This is a genomic window from Pantoea sp. Ae19-2, assembly GCF_059801205.1.
Genome location: NZ_JBCHWE010000001.1, coordinates 2,496,088 through 2,521,314 on the forward strand (window position 1 = coordinate 2,496,088; position 25,227 = coordinate 2,521,314).

Here is a 25,227-nt window from a genome sequence, read left to right on the forward strand (position 1 = left end):
AAAACGGGCGGCCAGCGAAAATGACCGCCCGTTTATTTAGCGAGGAGGTTCTTCGGTTACCGCATCAGAAGAAACCAGCTGACGGCGCTCAATAATCATGGTCTGAGGGGTGGACAGCACAATGCCCTCTTTACGCAAGCGGGTCAGAATATCGAACAGTAGATCGCTCTTTGCGCCCGCGATCTGGCGCTGACTGGCAACGTTGCCGGTGACGCTCAGCACGATGCCCTGGGCGGTAAGATCTTTAAAGGATACCGAGGGTTCCGGGTTCTCCAGAATACGCTCGTTTTCCTCATAGACCTTCAGCAAAATCTCCCGCACCTGTACCGGATCGATATCCAGCGGAAACGTCAGGCTAATGGTCACCACGCCCTGCGCATTGCCCATTGTCGCATTACGTACGTTCTGAGAGATGAACTGTGAGTTAGGCACGATCACGGTGGATTTATCACCCAGCTGGATTTCCGTTGCGCGCACGTTGATGCGGCGAATATCCCCTTCAACGCCACTGATCGTCACCAAATCCCCGACTTTGACCGGACGTTCAGTCAGCAAAATCAGACCGGAAATAAAGTTTTTAACGATTTCCTGCAGGCCGAAACCGATACCGACCGACAGGGCGCTGACGATCCAGGCCAGCTTGTTCCACTGCAGCCCCATAATCGATAGCGTCAGCAAAATAATCAGGACATAGCCGACGTTGCTGAACAGCGTGACCAGCGACATGCGCATGCCGCTGTCCATGGTGGTCTTCGGCAGGAAATCGGTATCAAGCCAGCGACGTACCGAGCGCAGAATATAGATGCCCACAATCAGGCACAGCAGCGCGTTAACCAGGTGGGCAGGCACAATATTTAGGGATTCAAGGCCCTTACCGCCCCAGAACTCAATCGCCTTTTGCAGCAGCTCAATCGGTGTTGAAGAGGCAAAGGTGCCGTTAAGCAGTGCCAGCGCGACAAACATGATCAGCAAGGTTTTACCGATCGCCGCAAGAATGGTGGCGACCTGCTGCAGATGTCGCTCATCAATGTTTAGCGAGCCCTGAATACGCTTGCCCGTCGTATTATTGACAGAGAAGAGGCTTTCACAGCCGTCGTTAATCAAATGACTGAGTATGTAAAACGAACCAAACAAAATGCCACACCACACCAGCTCGTAGCTTAAAAAACGCGCCAGGGTGACGTAACCAATCACCAGCGAAGCCAGAATCGTCAGCGACGTCAGCGTCAGGGCCATCTGAATCAGCCCGACCAGCGTTGAGCGCGCTTCCGGCGGCGTGCCTTCCTGCGCCAGACGCCGACGAACGCGCTTGGTGCGCATGCTGATTGCCAGCGCCGTGCTGCCGATCAGCAATGCCGTCAGGCCGTTAGCAAAGATACTGGTATTCAGGCTGGTCCCGGCGGTGTAGTTAAAGGACTCTACCGTCTGGAAAATAAACACCAGCAAGGCGGTGATAGGTGGGAAAGGTTTCAGGGCCAGCGCCACCTCGTTCGAGATGGTGGGTAAACGCCAGCTTGGCCGACGCGTTGACAAAAATGCCCGCCCGAGCCCGGCAATCAAACCACAATAAACGCTTAATTCGACCAGACGATAAATAAAGTCCTGCACGTCGCTGGAAACTTCATCGCGGCGGGTAAAGGCCTGGGAAATAAAGGCAAAGGTCAACACCACCGCCACCAGGCTGGTCAGGGCCACGGCCGTCGCCAGAAAGCTGCGGCGCAGGCGTCCTTCCGGCAGTTTATTAATGCTGACCCAGGCTAAAAATTCTTCGCCATAGCGGCGTCCCAACGTCATCACCAGCACGGCGGCCAGCAACCAGCCTAGCGTACCCAGACGCCAGCCTGACTCCCAGGATAGCGCAGCGGTATCTTTCAGCTCATTTAAGAAATCGCCAATCTTCTCATCATCAAGATCCTGACTGCTGAATACCGGCGACCAGAAACGTGGCCCTAAAATGCTGCCAGAGTTAAGCGCCAGTTTGTTTTTCAACTGATCGCGGCGCAGATTGACGATTTGCGATGACAGCATCAGGGCGCTGTTTTTAATGCCCTCCGCCTGCTTAATCTGCTCGTCGAGCTTACTTTTCTGACTTTCCAGCGCGCTACGTTTGCGCGTGACGTCTGCCGTCTCTTTGACGCCGCTTTCCGGTTTGGGGGCTGGGCCAAGCACGGCCAACTGGGCCTCAAGCTGCTGACGGTCAGGCTGCAACGCCTGGGCCAGCGTATCCGTATTGCCTGACAGCTCCAACGCCATTTCATTCAGCCGACTCAGCTTATTTTCATCGCTTTCAACGGAAACCTGACTTTTAATTTTGTCGAGGATTTTCTGCATCTTGGGCAGCTCGACCGAGGCGTTCACTTTCGGCTTGTCGTCAGGCTGCTGGGTAGTGGTGGCCTGAGCCGGATCGTCTGCGGCGACGCTCAGGGTGGGAACGGCGGTGAACAATGCTAAAAAAATCAGAACAATAAAGGATCGTAACGTGAGCATATGAATGAGATTCCGGCACAGTAATCAGGCGAATCACCCTCGCCATTTGCGGGTAGTTTAGGTTTTCGCCTGGCGTGAAACTATAGGAATACCGATCAATATTGGTCGGGCCGCCCGCGGCAGCCCGACGGGATATTACTCTACTTCAGAACCGCTGGCAGCGTTGCTGGCAACCTGACCTGCTTTCTGTTTTTTATAGGCCAGCGCGGCCGCCGGAACCGGCGCCGCTTTGCCCGTTTCCAGCCAGTCGCGCAGACGGTTAGCATCGGCAAAATGGGTATATTTACCAAATGCATCCAGCACCACCAGTGCCACCGGGCGGTTTTTAATCATGGTGCGCATGACCAGGCAATGTCCCGCTTCATCGGTATAGCCCGTTTTGGTCAACTGAATGTGCCAGCCATTCTTATACACCAGATGATTGGTATTGCGGAACGGCAGCGCGTAGCTGGGATGGGTAAATACGGCGGTTTCTTCTTTGGTCGTGCTCAGCTCGCCCAACAGGGGATATTCGCGCGTGGCTTTTAACAGCTTCACCAAATCTTCTGCGCTGGAGACGTTCTGAATGGAGAGACCGGTAGGTTCAACGTAATGGGTATGGTTCATGCCCAGCGCACGCGCCTTAGCATTCATCGCCTTAATAAAGGCGTTATATCCGCCGGGATACGCATGGGCCAGGCTGGCCGCCGCGCGGTTTTCAGATGACATCAGCGCCAGCATCAGCATGCTCCGACGGCTTATCTGGCTGTTAAGCTTCACGCGTGAAAACACGCCGCGCATCTCTGGCGTCTGACTGATATCAACCGTGACCATCTCGTTCATCGGCTGATGCGCATCCAGTACCACCATTGCCGTCATCAACTTGGTGATCGAGGCAATCGGCCGCACCCGGTCAGGGTGACTGGAAAATAACGTTTTCCCGCTCGTCAGATCGACGATCAGGGCGCTGCCTGAGGCAATTTGCGGCTGAGCAATGGGCGCCATTTGCGACAGCGTCGTGGTCGCCTGTGCTGGAAGGGAAACAACCTGCCCGGAAACGAGCAGCGCCAGCGTTAACAGTGAAAAGCGAATTTTTGCAGGCATCGTGAAAAAAAGACCCGGTTAAGATTGTGCGCTGTGTAAACACAGGCCGCCGACGACTGAGCAGGCAGAGCGCGGGCTGGCCGCAGCATCATACTCTGAAGCGGTAAAATTATCCTGGTGAGATTGTTTCTGAGCGTTAAAAAGATGTTGCCGCCCTGCAGGCGGCAACGGCACGTTAAAACAGGTGCGGGCCATAGCCCCACAGAATCACGGTTAAGGCCAGCAACACTTCAAATACCAGCACGCCGATGGCCAGAGTGGAACTGGAAAAACGCAGGCTTTCATCCCGGTCAATGTTCAGAAACAGTGGGATGCCCACGTACAGCAGATAGCCGGTATACAGCAGCGCCAGCGCACCCGCTAATACGCACAGCCATACCAGCGGATAAAGTGCCACGAGTCCGCTTAAAAACAGCGGCGTAGCCACATAGCCCGCAAACACCGTACAGCGTTCAACGCCAGGGCGCTGCGGGTAGTCACGCGCCATCCAGTGAATAACGCGTCCCATCACCGCCACACCGCCCAGAATCAACAGATAAAACAGAATACCCAGGCCCAGTGCTGTCAGGAAATTCAATTGTACATACTGCCCTTCACCCAGATTCCAGCCTGAGTTCGTGGTGCCGATTATGGCGCAAATAACCGGAATGGCTGCCATCAGCAGAACGTGATGAGTGTAATGGTGCGAAACCGTTTCGTTCTCTTGCTTGATATTGCGCATTTCCTGATTAGGATGCGCTAACAAACCCCAGACATGGTTCATACGCTTACTCCTCTGATGCCGTTGGGCTACCCCGTTTTGATGCAGCATCCACGTAAGGGCAGCATTGCTTACAGTATAAACGGCAAGGCAACTTCTGTGGGGCCTGCGCAAAAAAACAGCGAAAAAGATCGCTGATTAACGCTTAAACGGATGGCTTAACGAATCAGGTATAAACTGAAAGAAATTTCTTCACACAGGAAGTGCACCTTGCATTTGGATATCAACGCATTAATTACGCAGTACGGCTATCTTGCACTGTTTATCGGCTGTATTGCCGAAGGGGAAACATTTCTGTTGCTGGGCGGCGTAGCCGCGCATGAAGGATTACTGCATTACGCGGGTGTGGTACTGGCGGCGATGGCAGGCGGCATTCTGGGCGACCAGCTGCTCTTCTGGATTGGCCGGCGCTTTGGTACAGGCATCCTGCGGCGGTTTAAAAAACATCAGGACAAAATTGTTAAAGCTAACCGCCTGATTAAGCGGCGTCCCAGCCTGTTCGTGATCGGCGCGCGCTTTATGTACGGCTTTCGCCTGATTGGTCCCATTATCATTGGGGCAAGCCGCCTCAATCCGCTGAAGTTTCTGGCGCTTAACATCATTGGGGCGGCATTATGGTCACTGCTGTTTGTGACACTCGGCTATTTTGCTGGCGGAATCATTGCCCCCTGGCTGCACAAGCTTGATCAGCACTTTAAACATCTGTTGTGGCTGGCTGCTGCCGTACTCTTTGCCTTTGGGGTTCGCTGGGCCATTCGCCACTGGAATAACCGCCGGGCCGACGATCAGTAACCCTTGAACTGGGGATTTGCCAGCATAAAGCCGCCATCGATGATAAATGACTGGCCGGTGGTATAGGTGGCCCATTCAGAGCTCAGCCAGGCCACCATGCTGGCAATTTCGTGCGTATCTCCTGGACGACCCGCAGGAATCTCAGGCATTTTGACCTTGTGCGCATCGTCATCGGTCATTTTGTTCATCGGCGTGGCGATCGCGCCTGGCGCCACGGCGTTCACCAGAATATTGTGGGGCAGCAAACTCAAGGCCATCGATTTAGTCAGCCCGCCTGCCGCATGTTTAGCCGCGGTGTAGGCAACGGAACCCGGCAGCGGAGTATGTTCATGCACGGAGGTGATGTTGATGATACGTCCGCCCTGCCCCTGCTTGATCATGTTGCGTGCCGCAACCTGGCCGCAGATAAACACGCCATCCACATCTACGCTAAATGTCTTACGCCAGTCTTCCCAGGTCACGTCCATAAAGTCCGCTTTGAAATTCGCCCCGGCATTGTTGACCAGAACATCAATGCGGCCCAGCTTGTCTATAAGCTGCTGCAGCACCTTGCCCCCTGCGGGCGGATCGGCCAGGTCGAGCTGGATCGTCTCAGCTCGCTGCCCAATCTCCGCCACCCGTTTTGCCGTGCGCTTTGCGCCTTCCTCATCAGACCGCCAGGTGATGCCAATATCAAACCCCTGCTCTGCTAACATTTCAGCACAACGACTGCCAATGCCTGAATCCGACGCGGTAACGATTGCAACTTTTCGTTGTGGTGTAGTCATGAAGGTCTCCTCTGGAAGTGTATGAAAAGTATATACCGCAATGAAAATTGTGCCGTTTGCGGACGGCCCGGCGCCCGGATTAACGATCTGTGTCAGAACACAGCGCGATGAAGGCACCTGGCTATAGTTAAGGCTGACACTGACAGGGAGAAACCGATGAGTAAGGTTAAACGTAAGATTGACGACCATGGCGTAATAGGCGATTTACGCACCTGCGCCCTGGTCGCAAACGATGGCACTATCGATTATCTCTGCTGGCCGGAACTGGATAGCCCATCGGTATTTTCCGCCCTGCTGGACAGCGACGAGGCTGGCCTGTTTTCCCTGGCACCCGACTGGCAAAATGCCCGACGCCAGCAAATTTATCTGCCTGATACCAACATCCTGCAGACCCGCTGGCTGGCCGAAGAAGGCGTGGCCGAAATCACCGACTACATGCCGATTTGCGACCGGCAGGATAAACTGCCGCGTATCATCCGTCGGGTAAAGATGGTTCGGGGCCGGGCACACTTTAATATGGTGTGCTCCCCGCGCCATGATTACGCCCGGGCGGACACCCGCGCTGAGGTACAGCGGGGCTGTATCGATTTTCACGCCACCGATCAGCCCTCGCTGCGCCTGGCAGCAACGGTGGTGATGACGCTGGAGGGCAATCACGCCACCGCCAGTTTTGAGCTTAAAGCCGGTGAACATGCCGAATTCGAATTTGGCAGCGTACAGGATGCCCACATCGAAAAGCTGGCCACCGCCAACTGCTTTGAAGAAACGCTGAGCTACTGGCGGGAATGGAGCAGCCGCAGCACCTATCACGGTCGCTGGCAGGAGATGGTACAACGCTCTGCGCTGGTTCTTAAGCTGCTGACCTCCTGGCAACACGGCTCCATCGCCGCGGCTGCCACCTTTGGCCTGCCCGAGGAGCTGGGCGGCGAGCGCAACTGGGATTACCGCGCCTCCTGGATACGGGATGCCTCATTCAGCATGTACGCCCTGATGCGGCTGGGTTACGTGGACGAAGCCAAGCACTTTACGGAATGGGTCGGTCGCTGTGTAGAAAACAGCCACCACGATGAAATGCGGCTGCAGGTGATGTACCGCCTGGACAGCAGTACGGATCTTCAGGAGATGTCGCTGCTTAACCTGTCCGGCTATGCCAACTCCAGTCCGGTGCGCATTGGTAACGATGCCTGGCGGCAAAAACAGTTAGATATTTATGGCGAACTGATGGATGCCATCTACCTGTCCAACAAATACGGCGAGGCCATTTCTCAGCGGGGCTGGAATCATGTGTCAGAAATGCTGGACTGGCTGTGCGATAACTGGCATCAGCCCGATGCCGGCATCTGGGAAATGCGCGGCGAGCCGGAGCACTTCCTTCACTCACGTTTAATGTGTTGGGTCGCTCTGGATCGGGGCCTGCGGCTGGCAATGAAGCGTTCACTGCCGATGCCTTACGATCGCTGGGACAAAACCCGTCGCGAGATCCGCGATGATATCTGGAAGAATTTCTGGAACAGTGAACGCGGGCATTTTGTTTCGACCCGCCACGGTGAACACCTTGATGCCTCCATGCTGCTGATGCCGCTGGTGCGTTTTGTGGGCGCCACCGATCCGGACTGGATCGCCACGCTGGATGCCATCCAGGTGAACCTGGTGAGCGACGGCATGGTACGTCGTTATAACATTCACGAAACGCCAGCTGATGGGCTAACGGGCGCAGAGGGCTCCTTTGGTGCCTGCTCGTTCTGGTATGTGGAATGTCTGGCGCGTGCCGGACGCATTCGCGAGGCACATTTTGAGTTCGAGAAATTACTGAGCTACGCTAATCCGTTGGGTTTGTATGCGGAAGAGTTTGACAGTCATGGGCAGGCACTGGGAAATACGCCCCAGGCGTTGACGCATCTTGCGTTGATCAGCGCCGCGTTTTTCCTGAACCGTAAGCTAAACGGGGACGTCACGCTTTGGCAGCCATAATGGGCTGTTTTTCGCCCAAATTGGTAAAGAACAAAGGCAGATAACGCAGGCGAGTCAGGTAAAGTATTTTAAAGCGGTTAAAATCCTGATTCACAACATCAGTTTAATGAACATATAATGCGCAGCAGGTCATAGTGACCAGCATGGGTTCGATACATTGACAAGCCTGAAACATGGCGATAAAGACTTGTAAAATATGAAAAAAAGCATTCGCGCGTTCGCTTCACTTGCATTGGCTTTGGCGGCATTCAGTCAGTCAGCCCTTGCTGTTGTTTACCCGTTACCGCCGGCAAACAGCCGTCTGACCGGGCAAAATATTGAAATTACCATTCCCGAGGACAGCAAATTACCTCTGGAAGCTTTTGCAGCTCAGTTCCAAATGGGCCTCAGCAATATGCTGGAAGCCAACCCGGGCGTTGACGTTTATCTGCCAAAACCTGGCAGCAAACTGATTATCCCACAGCAGTTACTGTTACCTGACGCGCCGCGTGAAGGCATTGTGATCAACAGTGCTGAAATGCGTCTTTACTACTATCCGAAAGGCACCAAAACGGTGGTTGTACTGCCTATCGGTATCGGTGAACTGGGTAAAGACACGCCGCTGAACTGGACCACCACTGTTCAGCGTAAAAAAGATGGTCCGACGTGGACGCCAACGAAAGCGATGCACGCGGAGTACGCTTCACGTGGTGAAAACCTGCCTGCCGTGTTCCCGGCTGGTCCGGATAACCCGATGGGGCTGTATGCGCTCTATATCGGTCGTCTGTATGCCATTCACGGCACCAACGCTAACTTCGGTATTGGCCTGCGGGTCAGCCACGGTTGCGTGCGCTTACGTGCCGACGACATCAAATGGCTGTTCGATCATGTGCCGGTTGGCACGCGCGTGCAGTTTATCAACCAGCCGGTGAAAGCCTCGGTTGAGCCAGACGGTTCACGCTGGATGGAAGTGCACAATCCGCTCTCGACCACGGAAGAGCAGTTTAACTCTCGTGAGCTGGTGCCAATTACGCTGACCCAGGCCGTTGGCAAAGTTCTGGTAGACGGCAGCGTCAACCAGTCTCAGGTTGATAAAGCGATTCAGAACCGCTCCGGTATGCCCGTACAGGTTAACGCGCCAGAAAACAACGTGGTGCCCGCGCCTGTTCAGGTAACCGAAGGCGAAGACGCCGAGCCGAAGGAAGAGCCGATGACGCCGGTGATGTCACAGCCAACGAATCCGGTCGCTGTGCAGCCTGAGCCTCAGCAGTCGCAACCGGCAGAACAGCAGCCGCAGGTTCAGCCTTCACAGCCTGTGCAGCCGTCACAGCCTGCGCCAGCAAGCAATGGTAATCTGTAAGGTCTGAGCCTTAACGGGGTAAAAAGCCAGTGCCGGTTAACCGGGCTGGCTTTTTTTTTGTGCCCTTTACAGGCTTTGTCACCGGGTGCAGCCTCTACACGGTTGGCCTTCGCAAGGCCAGCCAGCCCGCCAGCAGGGTAAACGCGAGCACGATCAGCACCAGCAGTAAAAACCCGTGCGGATTCGCTGCCAGCGGAATACCGCCTACATTCATGCCAAAAAATCCCGCCACAATATTAATTGGCAGTGCCAGAACGGTTATCACGGTTAACAGGTAGAGCGTGCGGTTACTCTGTTCCATCAGACGCGCCGCAATCTCTTCCTGCAACAGCCGGATGCGCTCCATCAGGCTGGCGAGATCGTTGAGCACCACGCTGAACTCTTCGGTAAACGCCCGCAGCTCGCGGAGCGTGTCGTGGTTGAGCCAGGCCGGAGGTCGGTTGAGCAAGCGAAACAGCGCCGCCGGTTCAGGTGCCAGGAGGCGCTGAATCCGCAACAGCATGCGCCGATAGTGCCCCAGCTCGCTGCGATTAGCTTTAATGGCGGGGCTTAAGAGGCGCTCTTCAATGTTATCGACCACCTGACTGATGCGCCGCACGACCTGTTCCAGTTGCGACTCCTGCTCACCAAGCAGATAAAGCAACAAAGCCTCTGCACTGGGAAAGCTATGCCGGGCTAACCTCTGCTGCATCTTTTCAATCATCACTGACGGGCGATAACGTGCGCTGACCACCAGGTTACGCCGGCACCATATCCACAGCGTCGCATTTTGCGTACTGCGGTTCTCCTGGTTAAGCGTGACGTCGTTGAGTACCGCCAGCAACGCGCTACTTTGCTCCGCCAGCCGGGTTCGCGGCGAGGCCGAGTGAATTTCATCGAAGAAGTCATCATCCACCTGAAAATGACTCTGCACCCAGTGCTGCGCGCGGGCATGGTTCAGATTGATATGCAGCCAGAGAAAGCCGTCATCAGGAAGATGCTCACCGAGTTTAACTGCTTCACGGGCATTCAGGCGAACAGGAAGGGCATCGGGAGAAAAGAGATAACCATGAATGAGTCCTGCCACATCATCATCAAAATCACGTTTTTGTGGGGTAAGAACAACGTCTGTCGCCATGGCTATCCTGTCAGCATCATTAATAAAGAGGTTCAGCCTGCTGAAGTTTTGTTACAGCAAAATGACCTCTCACGGCGCAGATCATTTTTTTGTCACAAAAAGCGGGTATCACACAGCGTGAAACAGATGTAAATCCGCATCTGCATCCGCTATGAGGTTTTGCATGAGCGAAAACAGTTTACCCTCTTCAGGCCCGACTCATGGACGACCCGATTTCAATGGCAAAGGTAGCCGCTTCACAAAACCGATTTTCTTTCTTCTGCTGATCGCCGGTCTGGCCTTTGCCGGATTTAACCTGTTTCATGACGTAGAAAAAACCAACACGCCGGTCACCAGTTACTTACCCTTCTTTTTATTGGGCCTCGCGCTGCTGATTGCGCTGGGCTTTGAGTTTGTAAACGGTTTTCACGATACCGCAAATGCGGTCGCGACGGTCATCTATACCCACTCTCTGACGCCCGGTGTTGCCGTGGTCTGGTCGGGATTCTGCAATTTCCTTGGCGTGATGCTCTCCAGCGGTGTGGTGGCGTTTGGGATTATTTCGTTGCTGCCCGTCGAACTGATATTGCAGGCCAGCAGCGGCAACGGTTTTGCCATGATTTATGCCCTGCTCTTCTCGGCCATTATCTGGAACCTGGGCACCTGGTATCTTGGCCTGCCCTCCTCCTCCTCGCACACCTTGATTGGCTCGATCATCGGAGTGGGCGTTGCCAATGCCATGCTGCACGGCCGCAGCGGGCTGAGCGGCGTTGACTGGGAGCAGGCGCTGAAAGTCGGTTATGCCCTTCTGCTGTCGCCGGTGGTGGGGTTTGTCTGCGCCGCCCTGCTGCTGTGGACGATGAAGCTGTTTATTCGTAACCGTCAGCTTTATCAGGCCCCGCAGAGCAACGAGCCGCCGCCCGTCTGGATCCGTGGACTGCTGATTCTGACCTGTACCGGCGTCTCTTTTGCCCATGGATCGAATGACGGACAAAAAGGCATGGGGCTCATCATGCTGATCCTGGTCGGCACCATGCCGATCGCCTATGCCCTGAACCGTTCCCTGCCGCCCGATCAGATCCCGCGCGTGGCCGCCCTGACCGACGTCACGGCGCGCCAGCTCCTGCACATTCAGCCTGCCACCACGCCCGCACCGGCCCCACGGGACGTGTTAACCGCGTTTGTCAGCAGCGAAAAAATGAATGCCAACGTGCTGCCGGCCCTGGCGATGACGCTGCACGACGTGGGCGAACAGATCCGCCGCTACGGCTCGATGGAAAATATCCCGGCGCAATCCGTGAGCAACACGCGCAATCAAATGTACCTCGCGTCGGAGTCCATTAAACATTTGCAAAGCGCCCACGTTGCCCTGCCGGACGACACTGAACGCAATTTAACCGCCGTGAAAACCGAGCTGGACAGCGCTACGCGCTTTATTCCTGTCTGGGTGAAGGTGGTCGTGGCGATTGCACTGGGGCTGGGCACAATGGTGGGCTGGCGTCGCATTGTGGTCACCGTGGGGGAACGTATCGGTAAAACCCATCTGACCTATGCGCAGGGTGCCAGCGCCGAACTGGTGGCGATGGTGACCATCGGTGCGGCCGACGCATTCGGTTTGCCTGTGTCCACCACGCACGTTCTCTCCTCCGGTGTGGCAGGCACCATGGCGGCGAACCGATCGGGCCTGCAAATGTCCACGCTGCGGAATCTGGCAGTGGCCTGGATATTGACGCTGCCGGTTTCAGTCTTACTTTCTGCCCTGCTCTACGGGCTGTTTATCCACATCTGACCAGGTGATTCGTTATGGCAACACACGATAACAGCTTCAACCGGGATACATTTAATCAGCGTCTGTTACAGGAGTTCTACGACAGCTACGATGAAGAACTGGAGATGGAACTCGACGACCTGCGTTTTGGCGAGACCACGCCTGACGGGAATGATGAGAAGGCCTGGCGTCGTCGCTATTTTCGCGAACTGCTGCACCTGCAGGGCGAACTGGTTAAGCTTCAGGACTGGGTGATGCGCACCGGCCATCGGCTGGTCATTCTGTTCGAAGGCCGCGACGCCGCCGGTAAAGGCGGTGTTATCAAACGCATCACGCAACGCCTTAACCCGCGCACCTGCCGGGTTGCCGCCCTGCCAGCACCTAACGACCGCGAAAAAACCCAGTGGTATTTCCAGCGTTACATTGCTCATCTGCCCGCCGCCGGGGAAATGGTGCTGTTCGACCGGAGCTGGTACAACCGGGCGGGCGTGGAACGGGTGATGGGCTTTTGCAGTGAGGCTGACGTCGAGGAGTTCTATCGCAGCGTGCCGGAATTTGAAAAAATGCTGACCCGCAGCGGTATTCAAATCGTCAAATACTGGTTTTCCATTACGGACGAGGAGCAGGAACTGCGCTTTTTGAGCCGTATTCACGATCCGCTGAAGCAGTGGAAACTCAGCCCGATGGACCTGGAAAGTCGCCGCCGCTGGGAAGATTATACCGAAGCCAAAGAAGAGATGCTGAGCCGGACCCATATCCCGGATGCGCCCTGGTGGGTCGTTCAGGGCGTGGATAAAAAGCGTGCGCGACTGAACTGCATCAGCCACCTCTTGCAACAGGTGCCGTATGAAGACGCTACGCATGATGAAATTATTTTGCCACCGCGTGAACGGTCGCAGGATTACCGCCGTAATGACGTGCCGGACACGATGATCGTGCCTGAAAAGTATTAATGGCAAGCGCGGCAGGACGCTGCGCTAACCGGTTTTCACCACACTGAAGGCTTCAGAGCTGGCCTGCTCTTGCAACCGGGCATAACGGTCGATGGCCGTGGCGATATCCTGGGATGATTTTAACGCGCGAATCTCACCGAACAGCTCACCGGCTTCAACGTAGGCTTTACGTAAATACCCGAGCCACTGTTTGATACGGGCAACATGGTACATGCCGGTATCGCCCTGTTTTTCCAGCCGGGTATATTTCTGCAACAGCGCCACCACCTCCGGCCAGGGCATGGGCGCGTCATTGTATTTGATGACCCGACTCAGGTTAGGCACGTTAAGCGCGCCTCGGCCAATCATCACGGCATCACAACCGGTGGTCCGCAGGCAGTCCTGGGCCGTTTGCCAGTCCCAGATCTCGCCATTCGCGATAACCGGAATACGTAGGCGCTGACGGATGTCGCCGATGGCCTGCCAGTTGATCGCCTCGGCACGATAACCGTCTTCTTTGGTTCGACCATGCACCACCAGCTCGCTGGCGCCGGCCTGCTGTACCGCATCCGCAATTTCCATACTGCGCGCGCTGGAATCCCATCCCAGCCGCACCTTCACCGTGACGGGCAACGAAGCCGGTACCGCTGCCCGCATGGCTTTTGCCGCGCGATAGATTAAATCGGGATCTTTTAGCAGCGTGGCACCGCCGCCGCTGCCGTTGACCAGCTTTGACGGACAACCACAGTTCAGATCAACGCCCCAGGAGCCCAGAGTAACCGCTCGTGCGGCGTTTTCCGCCAGCCAGTCCGGATGCTGCCCCAGCAGTTGCAGACGGACCAGCGTGCCCGAGGGCGTGCGGCTGGCATGGTGCAGTTCAGGGCAGAGTCGATAAAAGGATTTTACCGGCAAGAGTTGATCCACGACGCGCAAAAATTCTGTAATGCACAGATCGTAGTCGTTGACCTCCGTTAACAGCTGGCGCACCAGAGAATCCAGTACGCCTTCCATCGGTGCCAGTAAAACCCGCATTGTCAGGCGTTTCCGCTACGCTTAGGCGCTGGGCGACGTGGACGCGCGGCTGGCTTGTCAGACGGGCCCGCTGCCGGTCCCTGACGACGGGGCTGTGAACGCTTGTCCCCTTGCGGACGCGCAGCGCCTGCACCCTGTCCGCCCTGGCTGCGACCACGGCCGCGTGGCTGCTGTGACTGACGGCCATTCACGATAGGTTCCGCTTTGATGCTTGGATCCGGCTCATAGCCCGGTACGGCCAGACGCGGAATTTCACGCTTAAGCAGACGTTCAATATCGCGCAGCAGTTTGTGTTCATCCACGCACACCAGTGACAGTGCGACGCCGGTTGCCGCCGCACGGCCGGTACGACCAATACGATGCACATAGTCTTCCGCTACGTTTGGCAGCTCATAGTTTACGACGTGTGGGAGTTCTTCAATATCCAGGCCACGGGCCGCGATATCGGTGGCCACCAGCACGCGAATTGCGCCGGATTTAAAATCAGCCAGTGCGCGCGTACGTGCACCCTGACTCTTATTGCCGTGAATCGCCGCAGCGGTAATACCGTCTTTACCCAACTGTTCTGCAAGGTGGTTAGCCCCATGCTTGGTTCGGGTAAACACCAGCACCTGCTGCCAGTTACCTTCGCCGATCAGCTGCGACAGCAGTTCCCGTTTGCGTTTCTTATCAACAAAATGCACCTGTTGAGAAACCTGCTCCGAAGCGGTGTTGCGGCGTGCCACTTCCACCTGCTCCGGGTTATGCAGCAGTTTTTCTGCCAGGGTTTTAATCTCGTCCGAGAAGGTGGCAGAGAACAGCAGGTTCTGACGTTTGGCAGGCAGTTTTGCCAGCACACGGCGAATATCGTGGATAAAGCCCATATCGAGCATACGATCGGCCTCATCCAGAACCAGCACTTCCACCTGAGAGAGGTCAACGGCGTTCTGATGGACCAGGTCCAGTAAACGGCCCGGTGTTGCCACCAGAATATCGACCCCGCCGCGCAGCTTCATCATCTGCGGGTTAATGCTGACACCACCAAACACCACCAGCGAACGAAGCGGTAAATACTTACTGTATTCAACAACGTTTTCCCCGACCTGAGCGGCCAGTTCACGGGTAGGCGTGAGGATCAGCGCACGCACCGGACGACGTCCACGTACTGCGCCGGTATTCGCCGACAGCTTCTGTAGTAAAGGCAGCGTGAATCCGGCCGTTTTGCCGGTGCCGGTCTGCGCACTTGCCAGCAGATCGCGGCCGGACAGCACCACAGGAATCGCCTGGCGCTGGATAGGAGTCGGTTCGCTGTAGCCTTGCTCAGCAACAGCACGCAAAATATCGGCACTCAGGCCGAGAGAGTCAAAAGACATGACGAGTATTACTCCGGTCCACTCTGACCGTGTTTCACGGTGTAGTTTTCAGAGGGATAGTGACGCCAGCTGACGCTGACGCGTGAAAAGGGTGCAAACTACGATGCATAAGCGGCGGAGTGTAACAGCTTTAACGTTCCTGTGCGAGATAGCTCACAATTGATTACAAACGGCCTAAACAACAAAGCCACCTTACGGTGGCTTTGGTTATCGGACGGTTCAGTTAACTGCGTTTTTTCTCAATGCGTCGTGCAGGCTCTTTGGCCAGCAGAGAAACCAGTGCCGGGCCCAGTAGCATAACCATGCCCAGGCTGGCCAGCAGCAGATTGTTGTGGAAAATGCGAGAGACCAGGAACAGCGTCATCATCGCAGCGCCGAAGTAGTAGGTGGTCGTCGCCTCTTCGAGGTAATCACCGAGGGTACGCAAACGGGCACTACGCTGCGTGATCAGCATGGCGATAAACACCCCTGCATACGTCACCACCAGGGTACTGCACACTTCGACCAGTGCTTTGTGTTTCCAGCCCCATACCAGCGCGGCAATCACCAGCAGGTGCATAGCGATATGGGCCCAGGTTTGACCGGTAATAATTTGAAAGCGATTAGACAATTTCATTTTTTCTCCTGCAGACCTGGCGGGTTGCCTGAATGCAACCGGATCCGGCCAGGGACGGTTTCATCAATGTAAAGCAAATATCAGATAACGCCTTATTTATTCCTCTTCTTCACCCTCCATTTGTGACAAAGACTACACTTTGTGGTTGATGAAGATGAAAAGGAGCGCGTCGCGAGTATGCCACAAATCCAGCAAGGATTTTCATTTAAAGTCCTGACGATCAATACCCATAAAGGTTTTGCCCCGTTTAACCGACGCTTCATCTTGCCAGAATTGCGCGAAGCCGTACGCGCAACGTCGGCAGATATCGTCTTGTTGCAGGAGGTGATGGGAACACATGACATCCATCCTCTGCAACATGAAAACTGGCCCAATACCTCACATTACGAGTTTCTGGCTGACACCATGTGGAATGATTTTGCCTATGGGCGTAACGCAGTCTATCCGGAAGGACACCACGGCAATGCCGTGCTGTCGCGCTTTCCCATTGCCGAATATCAGAACCGCGATGTCTCGGTGGCCGGTAGTGAAAACCGGGGCATGCTGCACTGCCAGATTACGCTCCCCGCGCCCTACGGTACGCTGCACGTTATCTGCGTTCACCTTGGTCTGAAAGCGGCCCACCGTCGCGCCCAGATGGCAATGCTGAACGAGATGGTGCTGGCCCTGCCGCCGGATGCGCCCGTGGTGGTGGCTGGCGATTTTAACGACTGGCAGGGACGCGCCAATAAAATCCTGCAAAAAGGGGCCGGGCTAAAAGAGGTATTCAGCATCAAACATGGTCGACCGGCACGCACCTTCCCGGCCCGCTTTCCTCTTCTAAGACTGGATCGTATTTATGTTCGCAACGCCACGGTGAGTCATCCCTGGGCGCTGCCGCGTAAACCCTGGTCACACCTTTCCGATCACGCGCCGCTGGCGGTGGAGATCCATTTATGAATTTTGACTGGCAAAACGGCAATAAACTGCGCCTGCTGGAAAACGGGGATACGTTTTTCCCCCGGGTTTTTGGCGCAATTCAGCGTGCCGAGCGCAGTGTGCTGTTGGAAACCTTTATCCTGTTTGAAGACGATGTCGGTAACGCTTTACACCGCGAGTTGCTGGCCGCAGCACAGCGCGGCGTCAAAGTTGAAATGATGGTGGATGGTTACGGATCGTCGGAGCTGTCAGACGACTTTGTGAACAGCCTTACCCAGGCGGGCGTCCGTTTTATTTACTACGATCCGCGTCCGCTGGTGATGGGCATGCGTACCAACGTCTTTCGCCGCCTGCATCGCAAAACCGTGGTGGTTGACGGGGTTATCGCCTTTGTCGGCGGGATTAATTTCTCCGCCGAGCACTACACCGACTATGGCCCTGAAGCCAAACAGGATTACACCGTTGAGGTGAAAGGACCGGTAGTGGCGGATATTACCCGCTACCTGCAAGAGGCAATCGGCAGTCAGGCCACCACCCGCCGCTGGTGGGGACAGCGTTCACATCGTCCGGCTAAGAACGCCCTGCCCGGCGACGCGCAGGTGCTCTTCGTGTATCGCGATAATGATGATCACCGGGACGATATTGAACAGCACTATCTGGATATGCTGCGCAGTGCCAAACAGGACGTGATTATCGCGAATGCCTATTTTTTCCCCGGCTACCGACTGTTGCGGGAAATGCGCAATGCGGCACAGCGCGGGGTTCGGGTGCGTTTGATTGTGCAGGGCGAGCCCGATATGCCGATTGTGAAAGTTGGCGCAGAGCTGCTCTATAACTATCTGGTGGATGCTGGCGTGGAGGTCTACGAATACTGCCGTCGTCCGCTGCACGGTAAAGTGGCGGTGAAAGATCAGCAGTGGGCGACGGTCGGCTCCAGCAACCTCGATCCCTTAAGTTTATCGCTAAACCTCGAAGCGAACCTGATCATTCACGATCGCCACTTTAATGAGACATTACGCGACAATCTTGAGCATTTACTGGCAGAAGATTGCCAGCGCGTTCAGGAGGATAAACTGCCGCCGCGTAACTGGTGGCAGTTGTCGAAAAGCGTCGTAGTGTTCCACTTCCTGCGCCACTTTCCTGCAATCGCCGGCTGGCTGCCGGCACACACGCCAAAACTGGCCCAGGTTGACCCGCCCGTGCAGCCTGAAATGGAGACGCAAGATCGCGTCGAAGCCAACAATGAAGGAGCAAAATCCTGATGGCAAACACGCATCCGCGCTGGAAACTGGCAAAAAAAATACTCACCGGCCTGTTCTTCGTGGCCGTCATTGTGCTGCTGGTCATCTATGCACGCAAGGTGAACTGGGATGACGTCTATAAAGTTATCGTCAACTACAACCGTTTCGTGGTGCTGACCGCCGCAGGCCTGGTGATCGTCAGCTACCTCGTGTATGGCTGTTACGACCTGATTGGTCGCGCCTACTGCGGTCATAAACTGGCCAGGCGCCAGGTGATGCTGGTGTCGTTTATCTGCTATGCCTTTAACCTGACCCTCAGTACCTGGGTTGGCGGCGTGGCTATGCGCTATCGACTGTACTCACGCCTTGGCCTGGACAGCGGTACCATTACGCGCATTTTCTCACTCAGCATTGCTACCAACTGGCTGGGCTATATCCTGCTGGCGGGCGTCGTCTTCAGCGCGGGCATGGTTTCCATTCCCAGCGGCTGGTTTATTGGCGAAACCACGCTACGGCTGACCGGGGTTGTCTTGCTGGTGCTGGCCGCCTTCTACCTCTGGTCCTGTGCCTTTTCAAAACGTCGCCGCTGGACGGTCAAAGGCCAGACGTTACAGCTGCCTTCATTACGTATGGCGCTGTTTCAGTTTGCCGTTTCCTGTGCCAACTGGATGGTGATGGGCACCATTATCTGGTTGCTACTGGGCCGGGATGTGGGCTATCCGATGGTGCTGGGGGTTTTATTGATCAGCAGTATCGCTGGCGTGATTATTCATATTCCGGCGGGGATTGGCGTGCTTGAGGCGGTGTTTTTAGCGCTGTTGAGCGGCGAAGATCTCTCTCACGGTACCATTATTGCCGCCCTGCTGGCCTACCGGGTGCTCTACTTTATTTTGCCCCTGCTGCTGGCGCTGGTGCTGTACCTGGGGCTGGAGAGTCGCGCTAAGCATATGCGGCATAAAAACGAACAGAAACTGCAGAAGTCGTAACCGGGGAGCGGCTGCTCTGGCAAACCAGAGCAGCCCGTTTTTTAGCGGCGATTGCCGAAAATACGCAGCAGCATCAGGAACAGGTTGATGAAGTCAAGGTAGAGCGTCAGCGCGCCCATGATCGAGTAGCGACGCAGGTTTTCCGTGTCGCGCGCATCAATCTGCTCGCCAATGTTTTTCAGTTTCTGCGTGTCATAGGCCGTCAGGCCCACAAACACCACCACGCCAATGTAGGTAATCGCCCACATCAACGCCGGGCTTTTCAGCCAGAAGTTCACCAGCGATGCCAGCAGAATACCGATCAGCGCCATAAACAGCAGGCTGCCCAGGCGGCTCAGATCGCGCTTGGTGGTGTAGCCATAGAAGCTCATGGCACCAAACATCCCCGCCGTGACAAAGAACGTACTGGCAATGGAGGAATAGGTGTACACCAGGAAGATGCTGGCCATGGTTAACCCGGTCAGGGCCGAATAAAGCATAAATAACCCGGTCGCTACGGCACCGCTCAGGCGATGGACCATGCCAGAGAGGAAGAACACCAGCGCCAGCTGCACAATAATCAGGCCGAAGAAGGTAATGCGGTTTGCAAACACCAGCTCCATCACCGCCGGCGTGCGGGCGGCAAACCAGGAGACAAACGCGGTGAGTAATAAACCACAGGTCATCCAGCCATAAACCTGTGCCATGTAAGCCTGCAACCCGCGAGATGCAGGCTGAACTATTGAATCATTCTGTGGATATCGGTCCATGATGCACCTCTTGTTGAACAAATGGGTTATTCCCCTGACAGGGGAGCCTGGTTAAGTGTGGCACAGCTCTGTTCAACTGCGCCACAACGCCGTGCTTATTGACGTTTCATGCACTGCTGATAACGACCGTCCACGCGCTGAGCAAACCACGCGGTGGTTAAATTGCGGGTGATTTTAGGGCTTTCAAGCTTAATGCCCGGCAACATTTCACGGGGCAGGCGCCGTCCGGCCATTTTATCTGCCAGCGCAAAGACCTGCTTCCACAAGTCGCTGTTACTGAATTCGGCCTTTTCGCCCTGCTCAAGATCGTCGCGAATTTCGCTGTTGCTCATATCCAGGCGTTTCGCCAGGGTGCGCACCGCCAGCTCCGTCGATCCCGCCTTGTCTGAGCCGTACTGAATGAGATCGCCATCCAGCGCCAGTTTCATGCCTGTCGCACGAGAGACTGCCGCCTGGAAAGCGGCATTGCGGCTGGCGTACCAGCCCGCGTTATAGTCCGCAAAGCGGTAAAGTGGCTTGCTGTAATCGGTAGGATAACCGAGCAGGTGCATCGTGCCGAAATAAACGCCGCCATGGCGGGTGAAGACCTCACGGCGGATGGAGCCGTCAACCGGCCATGGGTAGCCTTTGGCATGGGCTTCGGCAAACGCGATGCTCACCTGCATCGGCCCGCCGGTATGCACAGGGTTAAGGTTGCCAAACAATGTCTGCCCCATGGGCACCATCTCGATAAAGTCGTCGAAAATATCGCTCAGATCTTTTTCACTTTTTGCTTTATCCAGCCGCGCGGCATAGCTTTCGCCGTTGCTGGATTTGATGAGCAGCGCTGTGCGCACTAAAAACGCCGGCACGTGAACCTTCGCCGCGCGGCGGTCGATCTCGTCCCAGGCAATTTTTGACATGCCGGGCACGTTACCGCTGGCGTCAAAACCCGACTCCTGTCCCGCTACGGCAATGACCGCGCACAGGTTGCTGTCGCTGGCCTCAAGCCCCTGGGTGCGGAATGAGGTATAGATATCCTCCGCCCAGCCTGATTTGTTACTGACGTTGGCAGGCAGCAGGCGTTGGATCTGCGCTTTGACATCCTCAGGCTGCTTTGCAGGCGCTTCCGGCGTTTTTTTACTGCTACAGCCCGCCAGGATCAGCACGGCAAGCAGCGTCAGGCGTTTGGGTAAAGAAGTGAATGACATACCTGTCCTCTGAGGGGAAAAAGAGTAGCTTAACACTGCCCCGCTTCGCAGAGCAGGGTGGATTATCTGAACTCAGGTTATCGCTTTTCGCGCAACTGGCGGAAAAGGGATCTGTGATGTCAACGCGCTGGACGGTAACGTGATGCCGTTGCAACGCGACGAGGGCGGCGGCGAGCACGCGTAGGGAAAGATCCGGTTTGCCCCCGCAGCGCAACGCTCGCCCCTAATCCCAGCGCTGAGCGGCCTCATGATCGCTGTTGCGCGCATCCACCCAGCGGTCGCCCTGTTCGGTGGTTTCACGTTTCCAGAACGGAGCGCGGGTTTTCAGGTAGTCCATAATAAACTCCGCGGCGGCAAACGCGCTGCTGCGGTGTGCGCTGGTGACGCCAACAAACACAATTTCATCGCCGGGGAAGAGTTCACCAATGCGGTGAATCACGGAAACCCGCTGCAGCGGCCAGCGCTGGCGTGCGTCATCAATGATTTCCTGCAGCGCCTTTTCCGTCATGCCGGGATAATGCTCCAGCGTCAGGGCCGCCACATCATCTCCCAGATTATGATTGCGCACTTTGCCGGTAAAGGTCACCACAGCGCCGTCTTCTGGACATCCTGCCAGCCACTGGTACTCCTGAGCCATATCAAAGGCAGCCGGGCCCACCCGAATTTGCGTGTCCATTTATCCTCCCGTCACCGGCGGAAAAAAGGCCACTTCATCCCCGTCCTGCAGGGGATGATGCAGTGCGGTGAGCGTGTGGTTAACCGCAGCCAGTAAACGTTCGCTGTCCAGCGCCAGCGCCCAGCGTTCGCCCCGCTGCGCCAGAGCAGCCCGCAGCGCCGCCACATCGGGGTAATCCGAAGCCAGGGTGAGCGAATCGGTGCCCACCAGTTCCCGCACCTGAGCAAAAAACAGCACCTTAATCATGGGCAACCGCCTGAAAATCGCCGCTTTTGCCGCCGCTTTTGTGCAGCAGGCGCAGTTGGTCGATGACAATGTCTTTTTGTACCGCCTTGCACATGTCATAGATGGTCAGCGCGGCTACGGAGGCCGCCGTCAGGGCTTCCATTTCTACCCCGGTTTTCCCGGTGAGCCGACACAGTGACGTAATGCGCACCCGGTTCCACGCTGGCTCAGCCACCAGCGCGACTTCCACTTTGCTCAGCATCAGCGGATGGCAAAGGGGGATCAGCTCCCACGTGCGTTTTGCCGCCTGAATACCGGCGATGCGCGCCGTCGCGAACACGTCACCTTTGTGGTGACTGCCCTCAATAATCATCTGTAAGGTTTCCGGCTTCATCAGCACCAGCACTTCAGCCTGTGCCTCGCGCACGGTGTCGTTTTTAGCGGAAACATCCACCATATGGGCTTCGCCAGCGGCGTTAATGTGGGTAAGTTGTGACATGCTCAAAGCTTCTTTAAATGAGTAACAAAGTTGCAGGGACGCGTACGGGCATCCAGTTGATCGGCGATGATGCGCTCCCAGGCGCTGGTACAGGCCGATGTCGAGCCGGGAACCGCGAAAATTAACGTCTGGTTTGCCAGACCGGCGACCGCGCGGGACTGTAACGTCGAACCGCCAATGTCTTCATAGGAAATCATGCGAAACAGCTCGCCAAAGCCTTCGATTTCCCGATCGAACAGCGGCAGGAGCGCCTCAGGGGTGCTGTTTTTCAGGTTAAAGCCGGTGCCGCCGTTGACGATGACCACCTGAACGTCTTCACTGGCAATCCAGCGTGAGACAATAGCCCGAATGCGGTAAAGATTGTCGGGCACGATGGCGTGGTCGATGACGCTGTGTCCGGCTTCGGCCGCGGCCTCACGCAGATAATCCCCGGACGTATCATTACTGGCATCACGGCTGTCTGAGACCGTCAGCGTGGCAAGCTGTAACGGTTGAAACTCGCTGGCTGGTTTACCCATATTTGCTCCTGCAATTAACCGCCAATGTAAGAAAGATTCTGTGTGATACCGGTATTACCCTGCAACAGGAAATGCGTCTGTTTCTTCTGGCCCAGGCTGCTGGCAATGCGCGCCTGCAATTCATCTTGCTGATCGTCGGACGCCAGTAAATCACGCAGCGGAATGCCGCCATCGCCAAACAGACACAGGTGCAGGTTACCCTGAGCGGAAACCCGCAGGCGGTTACAGCTGGCGCAAAAATCTTTGGAATACGGCATGATCAGCCCGATTTCACCCACGTAATCCGGATGATAAAACACCTGCGCCGGGCCATCGCTGCGGCCGCTGATACGGCGCTGCCAGCCCTGCGCGAGAAGTCGATCGCGGATCACCTCGCCCGACACGTGCTGCTCGCGAAACAGCGCACCGCCCTCACCGGTTTCCATCAGCTCAATAAAACGCAGTTGAATGGGGCGCGTACGGATCCAGTCAAGAAAGGTCGTGAGGTTGTGGCTGTTGACGTCGCGCATCAGCACGCTGTTCACTTTGACCTGGCTGAAGCCGGCCTCAAAGGCCGCATCAATCCCGGCCATCACCTGGTGGAATTTATCCTGACCGGTTATGGCATGAAACTGGCGTGCATCAAGGCTGTCCACGCTGACGTTCAGGGCGGTGAGTCCGGCATCGCGCCACTGCTTAACGTCACGCGCCAGCCGGTAACCATTGGTGGTGACGGCGATATGGCGGATAGCCGCGTTTTCTCTGACCGCCGCAATGATGTCGGTAAAATCGCGACGTAATGAAGGTTCACCGCCGGTCAGGCGCACTTTCTCCGTGCCCGCCGCCGCGAAGGCGCGCGTGACCCGACGAATTTCATCCAGCGAGAGAAAACTTTTATTGCGGATACCGTTTGGCTGATAGCCATCGGGCAGGCAATAGGTACAACGGAAGTTGCATACATCCGTGACCGACAGGCGCAAATAGTAAAATTTGCGCGCAAATGCATCAGTAAATTGTGACACCAGAACACCTTTCCAATTCGGGAGATGCAGTCATTTCTTCCTGCACCCTGGCAGCGCGTAGGCTACGGCCTGAATCCCCTATCCACCGACGTAGGCATTCAGGCTTGAGTGTACGTTAACCGGCTGGTCAACGCGGTATACAGATGGTAGCGCGATTAGTGGTGATGCGCCATCCACGGCTTTTACTCTGTGTGCTGCATAACGTTAACTTTCACCGTATTTCGCTCACAGGATAAGTTAAAATACCCGGTAAGCATTGACGTAAATTACCCCCGTCTGCATCAACCGGGCCGCTGGCCGGCGCAGACGTGAAAAGGAGAAGTATGAATCGAACACTGGCGGACCTGGATCGCGTGGTGGCCTTAGGTGGCGGACACGGATTAGGACGCGTGATGTCGGCCCTGTCCCCTCTGGGTTCACGCCTCACAGGCATTGTGACCACGACAGACAACGGTGGCTCCACGGGCCGCATTCGTCGCGCAGAAGGTGGCATCGCCTGGGGCGACCTGCGTAACTGTATTAACCAGCTGATCACGGAGCCGAGCGTGGCCTCCGCCATGTTCGAATATCGCTTTACCGGCAACGGTGAACTGGCCGGACACAATCTGGGTAACCTGATACTGAAAGCGCTGGATCACCTTAGCGTGCGGCCGCTGGAAGTGGTCAACATCATCAGAAACCTGTTGAAAGTTGACGCCTTTTTAATCCCCATGTCAGAGCATCCGGTTGATTTAGTTGCAACCGATAGCGAGGGCAACGCGGTGTATGGGGAAACCGCTATCGACGCCATGCAGCTTCCACCGCAGGAACTGATGCTGCATCCTGCCGTGCAGCCCACCCGCGAGGCGCTCGATGCCGTTGCAGAAGCCGATCTGATTCTGATTGGACCGGGCAGCTTTTACACCAGCCTGATGCCCATTCTGCTCATGAAAGAGATGGCGCAGGCATTACGCCGGACGCCCGCTAACATGGTGTTTATCGGCAACCTGGGCCGCGAGTTGAGTCCTGCGGCGGCAACGCTTACCGTGGCCGACAAACTGGCGATGATGGAGCACTACATTGGCAAGCGGGTGATCGACGCGATCGTAGTTGGCCCGTCCACGGACGTCAGCCGGGTGGAAAACCGCCTGATTATTCGTGAACCGCTGGAGGCCGCCGATATCAAGTACCGCCACGACCGCCAACTGCTGCGCGCCGCGCTGGAGCACGCCGTTCAGGGATTTAACTGA

24 protein-coding genes and 1 riboswitch are annotated in these 25,227 nt (G+C 56.0%); of the genes, 9 read left to right on the top strand and 15 right to left on the bottom strand.

Annotated features, from left to right (window positions below; genetic code table 11):
• Nucleotides 1-36 precede the first annotated feature (36 nt).
• The 3 genes from AAIE03_RS11540 to AAIE03_RS11550 form a co-directional block, all read right to left on the bottom strand.
• Nucleotides 37-2,487, bottom strand: a complete 2,451-nt coding sequence (locus AAIE03_RS11540; protein ID WP_064373439.1) for a DUF3772 domain-containing protein — start codon at nt 2,485-2,487, stop codon at nt 37-39.
• Nucleotides 2,488-2,622: 135 nt separating this feature from the next.
• Nucleotides 2,623-3,570, bottom strand: a complete 948-nt coding sequence (gene pbpG, locus AAIE03_RS11545) for a D-alanyl-D-alanine endopeptidase (RefSeq protein WP_014593242.1) — start codon at nt 3,568-3,570, stop codon at nt 2,623-2,625.
• Nucleotides 3,571-3,745: 175 nt separating this feature from the next.
• Entirely contained in the window at nt 3,746-4,333 is a 588-nt protein-coding gene (locus AAIE03_RS11550) for a Yip1 family protein (protein WP_013025130.1), read from the bottom strand.
• Between the two features lie 207 nt (nt 4,334-4,540).
• Here AAIE03_RS11550 and AAIE03_RS11555 point away from each other — a divergent pair, with 207 nt between their 5' ends.
• Nucleotides 4,541-5,122 carry a DedA family protein gene (locus AAIE03_RS11555; RefSeq protein ID WP_014593240.1) on the top strand — a complete coding sequence of 194 codons (582 nt, stop codon included), beginning with the start codon at nt 4,541-4,543 and terminating at the stop codon, nt 5,120-5,122.
• Here the strand turns inward: AAIE03_RS11555 and AAIE03_RS11560 are convergent.
• The gene (locus AAIE03_RS11560; protein WP_078828563.1) at nt 5,116-5,889 is read right to left on the bottom strand and encodes an SDR family oxidoreductase; all 774 of its coding nucleotides are present in this window, start codon (nt 5,887-5,889) and stop codon (nt 5,116-5,118) included. The genes AAIE03_RS11555 and AAIE03_RS11560 overlap by 7 nt on opposite strands.
• A gap of 156 nt (nt 5,890-6,045) precedes the next feature.
• On the opposite strand from AAIE03_RS11560, the gene AAIE03_RS11565 reads away from it, so the two are divergent.
• Together AAIE03_RS11565 and AAIE03_RS11570 are read left to right on the top strand one after the other, a co-directional pair.
• Nucleotides 6,046-7,860 carry a glycoside hydrolase family 15 protein gene (locus AAIE03_RS11565; RefSeq protein WP_019106154.1) on the top strand — a complete coding sequence of 605 codons (1,815 nt, stop codon included), beginning with the start codon at nt 6,046-6,048 and terminating at the stop codon, nt 7,858-7,860.
• 196 nt (nt 7,861-8,056) lie between these two features.
• Nucleotides 8,057-9,199: a L,D-transpeptidase family protein gene (locus tag AAIE03_RS11570; RefSeq protein ID WP_013025126.1), complete on the top strand. Its 1,143-nt coding sequence runs from the start codon at nt 8,057-8,059 to the stop codon at nt 9,197-9,199.
• A 94-nt stretch (nt 9,200-9,293) separates the two neighbouring features.
• Here AAIE03_RS11570 and AAIE03_RS11575 read toward each other — a convergent pair whose 3' ends face one another.
• Entirely contained in the window at nt 9,294-10,316 is a 1,023-nt protein-coding gene (locus AAIE03_RS11575) for a transporter (RefSeq protein ID WP_064373437.1), read from the bottom strand.
• A 163-nt stretch (nt 10,317-10,479) separates the two neighbouring features.
• Here AAIE03_RS11575 and AAIE03_RS11580 point away from each other — a divergent pair, with 163 nt between their 5' ends.
• Both AAIE03_RS11580 and ppk2 read left to right on the top strand, forming a co-directional pair.
• Nucleotides 10,480-12,084 carry an inorganic phosphate transporter gene (locus AAIE03_RS11580; protein WP_014606264.1) on the top strand — a complete coding sequence of 535 codons (1,605 nt, stop codon included), beginning with the start codon at nt 10,480-10,482 and terminating at the stop codon, nt 12,082-12,084.
• A gap of 14 nt (nt 12,085-12,098) precedes the next feature.
• On the top strand, nt 12,099-13,016 hold the full coding sequence (gene ppk2 / locus AAIE03_RS11585; protein ID WP_013025123.1) for a polyphosphate kinase 2: 918 nt from the start codon (nt 12,099-12,101) through the stop codon (nt 13,014-13,016).
• Between the two features lie 24 nt (nt 13,017-13,040).
• Here the strand turns inward: ppk2 and dusC are convergent, their stop codons facing one another.
• From dusC to AAIE03_RS11600, 3 genes are all read right to left on the bottom strand, one after another.
• Nucleotides 13,041-14,027 (bottom strand): tRNA dihydrouridine(16) synthase DusC, encoded by a 987-nt coding sequence (gene dusC, locus AAIE03_RS11590; RefSeq protein ID WP_014593235.1) that lies wholly within the window; start codon nt 14,025-14,027, stop codon nt 13,041-13,043.
• Between the two features lie 2 nt (nt 14,028-14,029).
• Nucleotides 14,030-15,379 (bottom strand): ATP-dependent RNA helicase RhlE, encoded by a 1,350-nt coding sequence (gene rhlE, locus AAIE03_RS11595; RefSeq protein WP_014593234.1) that lies wholly within the window; start codon nt 15,377-15,379, stop codon nt 14,030-14,032.
• Nucleotides 15,380-15,602: 223 nt separating this feature from the next.
• Entirely contained in the window at nt 15,603-15,995 is a 393-nt protein-coding gene (locus AAIE03_RS11600; protein ID WP_013025119.1) for a YbhQ family protein, read from the bottom strand.
• Nucleotides 15,996-16,172: 177 nt separating this feature from the next.
• Between AAIE03_RS11600 and AAIE03_RS11605 the strand changes: the two genes are divergently transcribed.
• From AAIE03_RS11605 to AAIE03_RS11615, 3 genes are read left to right on the top strand one after another with little or no spacing between them, the layout of a single operon-like run.
• On the top strand, nt 16,173-16,934 hold the full coding sequence (locus AAIE03_RS11605; protein ID WP_014593233.1) for an endonuclease/exonuclease/phosphatase family protein: 762 nt from the start codon (nt 16,173-16,175) through the stop codon (nt 16,932-16,934).
• A complete protein-coding gene (gene clsB / locus AAIE03_RS11610) occupies nt 16,931-18,175 on the top strand; it encodes a cardiolipin synthase ClsB (protein ID WP_014606268.1) in 1,245 nt (414 codons plus the stop codon). Before AAIE03_RS11605 ends, clsB begins: the two co-directional genes overlap by 4 nt.
• Entirely contained in the window at nt 18,175-19,140 is a 966-nt protein-coding gene (locus AAIE03_RS11615; protein WP_042676969.1) for a lysylphosphatidylglycerol synthase domain-containing protein, read from the top strand. The genes clsB and AAIE03_RS11615 overlap by 1 nt, the downstream gene beginning before the upstream one ends.
• 41 nt (nt 19,141-19,181) lie before the next feature.
• On the opposite strand, the gene AAIE03_RS11620 is transcribed toward AAIE03_RS11615, so the two are convergent.
• The 7 genes from AAIE03_RS11620 to moaA form a co-directional block, all read right to left on the bottom strand.
• A complete protein-coding gene (locus tag AAIE03_RS11620) occupies nt 19,182-19,889 on the bottom strand; it encodes a Bax inhibitor-1/YccA family protein (RefSeq protein WP_014593230.1) in 708 nt (235 codons plus the stop codon).
• A gap of 95 nt (nt 19,890-19,984) precedes the next feature.
• Nucleotides 19,985-21,079 carry a DUF1615 domain-containing protein gene (locus AAIE03_RS11625; protein WP_498563013.1) on the bottom strand — a complete coding sequence of 365 codons (1,095 nt, stop codon included), beginning with the start codon at nt 21,077-21,079 and terminating at the stop codon, nt 19,985-19,987.
• 223 nt (nt 21,080-21,302) lie between these two features.
• Nucleotides 21,303-21,755 carry a molybdopterin synthase catalytic subunit MoaE gene (moaE, locus tag AAIE03_RS11630; protein ID WP_013025113.1) on the bottom strand — a complete coding sequence of 151 codons (453 nt, stop codon included), beginning with the start codon at nt 21,753-21,755 and terminating at the stop codon, nt 21,303-21,305.
• Complete coding sequence (gene moaD, locus AAIE03_RS11635) at nt 21,756-22,001, bottom strand: molybdopterin synthase sulfur carrier subunit (protein WP_116197461.1); 246 nt, start codon at nt 21,999-22,001, stop codon at nt 21,756-21,758.
• A complete protein-coding gene (moaC, locus tag AAIE03_RS11640; RefSeq protein ID WP_014593226.1) occupies nt 21,994-22,479 on the bottom strand; it encodes a cyclic pyranopterin monophosphate synthase MoaC in 486 nt (161 codons plus the stop codon). Before moaC ends, moaD begins: the two co-directional genes overlap by 8 nt.
• 2 nt (nt 22,480-22,481) lie before the next feature.
• Entirely contained in the window at nt 22,482-22,997 is a 516-nt protein-coding gene (gene moaB, locus AAIE03_RS11645; RefSeq protein WP_019106148.1) for a molybdenum cofactor biosynthesis protein B, read from the bottom strand.
• A 14-nt stretch (nt 22,998-23,011) separates the two neighbouring features.
• Complete coding sequence (gene moaA, locus AAIE03_RS11650) at nt 23,012-24,001, bottom strand: GTP 3',8-cyclase MoaA (protein ID WP_165971849.1); 990 nt, start codon at nt 23,999-24,001, stop codon at nt 23,012-23,014.
• Nucleotides 23,988-24,121: riboswitch (molybdenum cofactor riboswitch) on the bottom strand. It overlaps the preceding gene by 14 nt.
• Nucleotides 24,122-24,321: 200 nt before the next feature.
• Here moaA and AAIE03_RS11655 point away from each other — a divergent pair.
• A complete protein-coding gene (locus tag AAIE03_RS11655) occupies nt 24,322-25,227 on the top strand; it encodes a gluconeogenesis factor YvcK family protein (protein ID WP_014593223.1) in 906 nt (301 codons plus the stop codon).

Bases quoted from the DNA above. Each gene is read 5' to 3' on its own strand.
- AAIE03_RS11540 (WP_064373439.1), bottom strand. From the start codon at position 2,487: ATGCTCACGTTACGATCCTTTATTGTTCTGATTTTTTTAGCATTGTTC.
- pbpG (WP_014593242.1), bottom strand. From the start codon at position 3,570: ATGCCTGCAAAAATTCGCTTTTCACTGTTAACGCTGGCGCTGCTCGTT.
- AAIE03_RS11550 (WP_013025130.1), bottom strand. From the start codon at position 4,333: ATGAACCATGTCTGGGGTTTGTTAGCGCATCCTAATCAGGAAATGCGC.
- AAIE03_RS11560 (WP_078828563.1), bottom strand. From the start codon at position 5,889: ATGACTACACCACAACGAAAAGTTGCAATCGTTACCGCGTCGGATTCA.
- AAIE03_RS11565 (WP_019106154.1), top strand. From the start codon at position 6,046: ATGAGTAAGGTTAAACGTAAGATTGACGACCATGGCGTAATAGGCGAT.
- AAIE03_RS11570 (WP_013025126.1), top strand. From the start codon at position 8,057: ATGAAAAAAAGCATTCGCGCGTTCGCTTCACTTGCATTGGCTTTGGCG.
- AAIE03_RS11575 (WP_064373437.1), bottom strand. From the start codon at position 10,316: ATGGCGACAGACGTTGTTCTTACCCCACAAAAACGTGATTTTGATGAT.
- AAIE03_RS11580 (WP_014606264.1), top strand. From the start codon at position 10,480: ATGAGCGAAAACAGTTTACCCTCTTCAGGCCCGACTCATGGACGACCC.
- ppk2 (WP_013025123.1), top strand. From the start codon at position 12,099: ATGGCAACACACGATAACAGCTTCAACCGGGATACATTTAATCAGCGT.
- dusC (WP_014593235.1), bottom strand. From the start codon at position 14,027: ATGCGGGTTTTACTGGCACCGATGGAAGGCGTACTGGATTCTCTGGTG.
- rhlE (WP_014593234.1), bottom strand. From the start codon at position 15,379: ATGTCTTTTGACTCTCTCGGCCTGAGTGCCGATATTTTGCGTGCTGTT.
- AAIE03_RS11600 (WP_013025119.1), bottom strand. From the start codon at position 15,995: ATGAAATTGTCTAATCGCTTTCAAATTATTACCGGTCAAACCTGGGCC.
- AAIE03_RS11605 (WP_014593233.1), top strand. From the start codon at position 16,173: ATGCCACAAATCCAGCAAGGATTTTCATTTAAAGTCCTGACGATCAAT.
- clsB (WP_014606268.1), top strand. From the start codon at position 16,931: ATGAATTTTGACTGGCAAAACGGCAATAAACTGCGCCTGCTGGAAAAC.
- AAIE03_RS11615 (WP_042676969.1), top strand. From the start codon at position 18,175: ATGGCAAACACGCATCCGCGCTGGAAACTGGCAAAAAAAATACTCACC.
- AAIE03_RS11620 (WP_014593230.1), bottom strand. From the start codon at position 19,889: ATGGACCGATATCCACAGAATGATTCAATAGTTCAGCCTGCATCTCGC.
- AAIE03_RS11625 (WP_498563013.1), bottom strand. From the start codon at position 21,079: ATGTCATTCACTTCTTTACCCAAACGCCTGACGCTGCTTGCCGTGCTG.
- moaE (WP_013025113.1), bottom strand. From the start codon at position 21,755: ATGGACACGCAAATTCGGGTGGGCCCGGCTGCCTTTGATATGGCTCAG.
- moaD (WP_116197461.1), bottom strand. From the start codon at position 22,001: ATGATTAAGGTGCTGTTTTTTGCTCAGGTGCGGGAACTGGTGGGCACC.
- moaC (WP_014593226.1), bottom strand. From the start codon at position 22,479: ATGTCACAACTTACCCACATTAACGCCGCTGGCGAAGCCCATATGGTG.
- moaB (WP_019106148.1), bottom strand. From the start codon at position 22,997: ATGGGTAAACCAGCCAGCGAGTTTCAACCGTTACAGCTTGCCACGCTG.
- AAIE03_RS11655 (WP_014593223.1), top strand. From the start codon at position 24,322: ATGAATCGAACACTGGCGGACCTGGATCGCGTGGTGGCCTTAGGTGGC.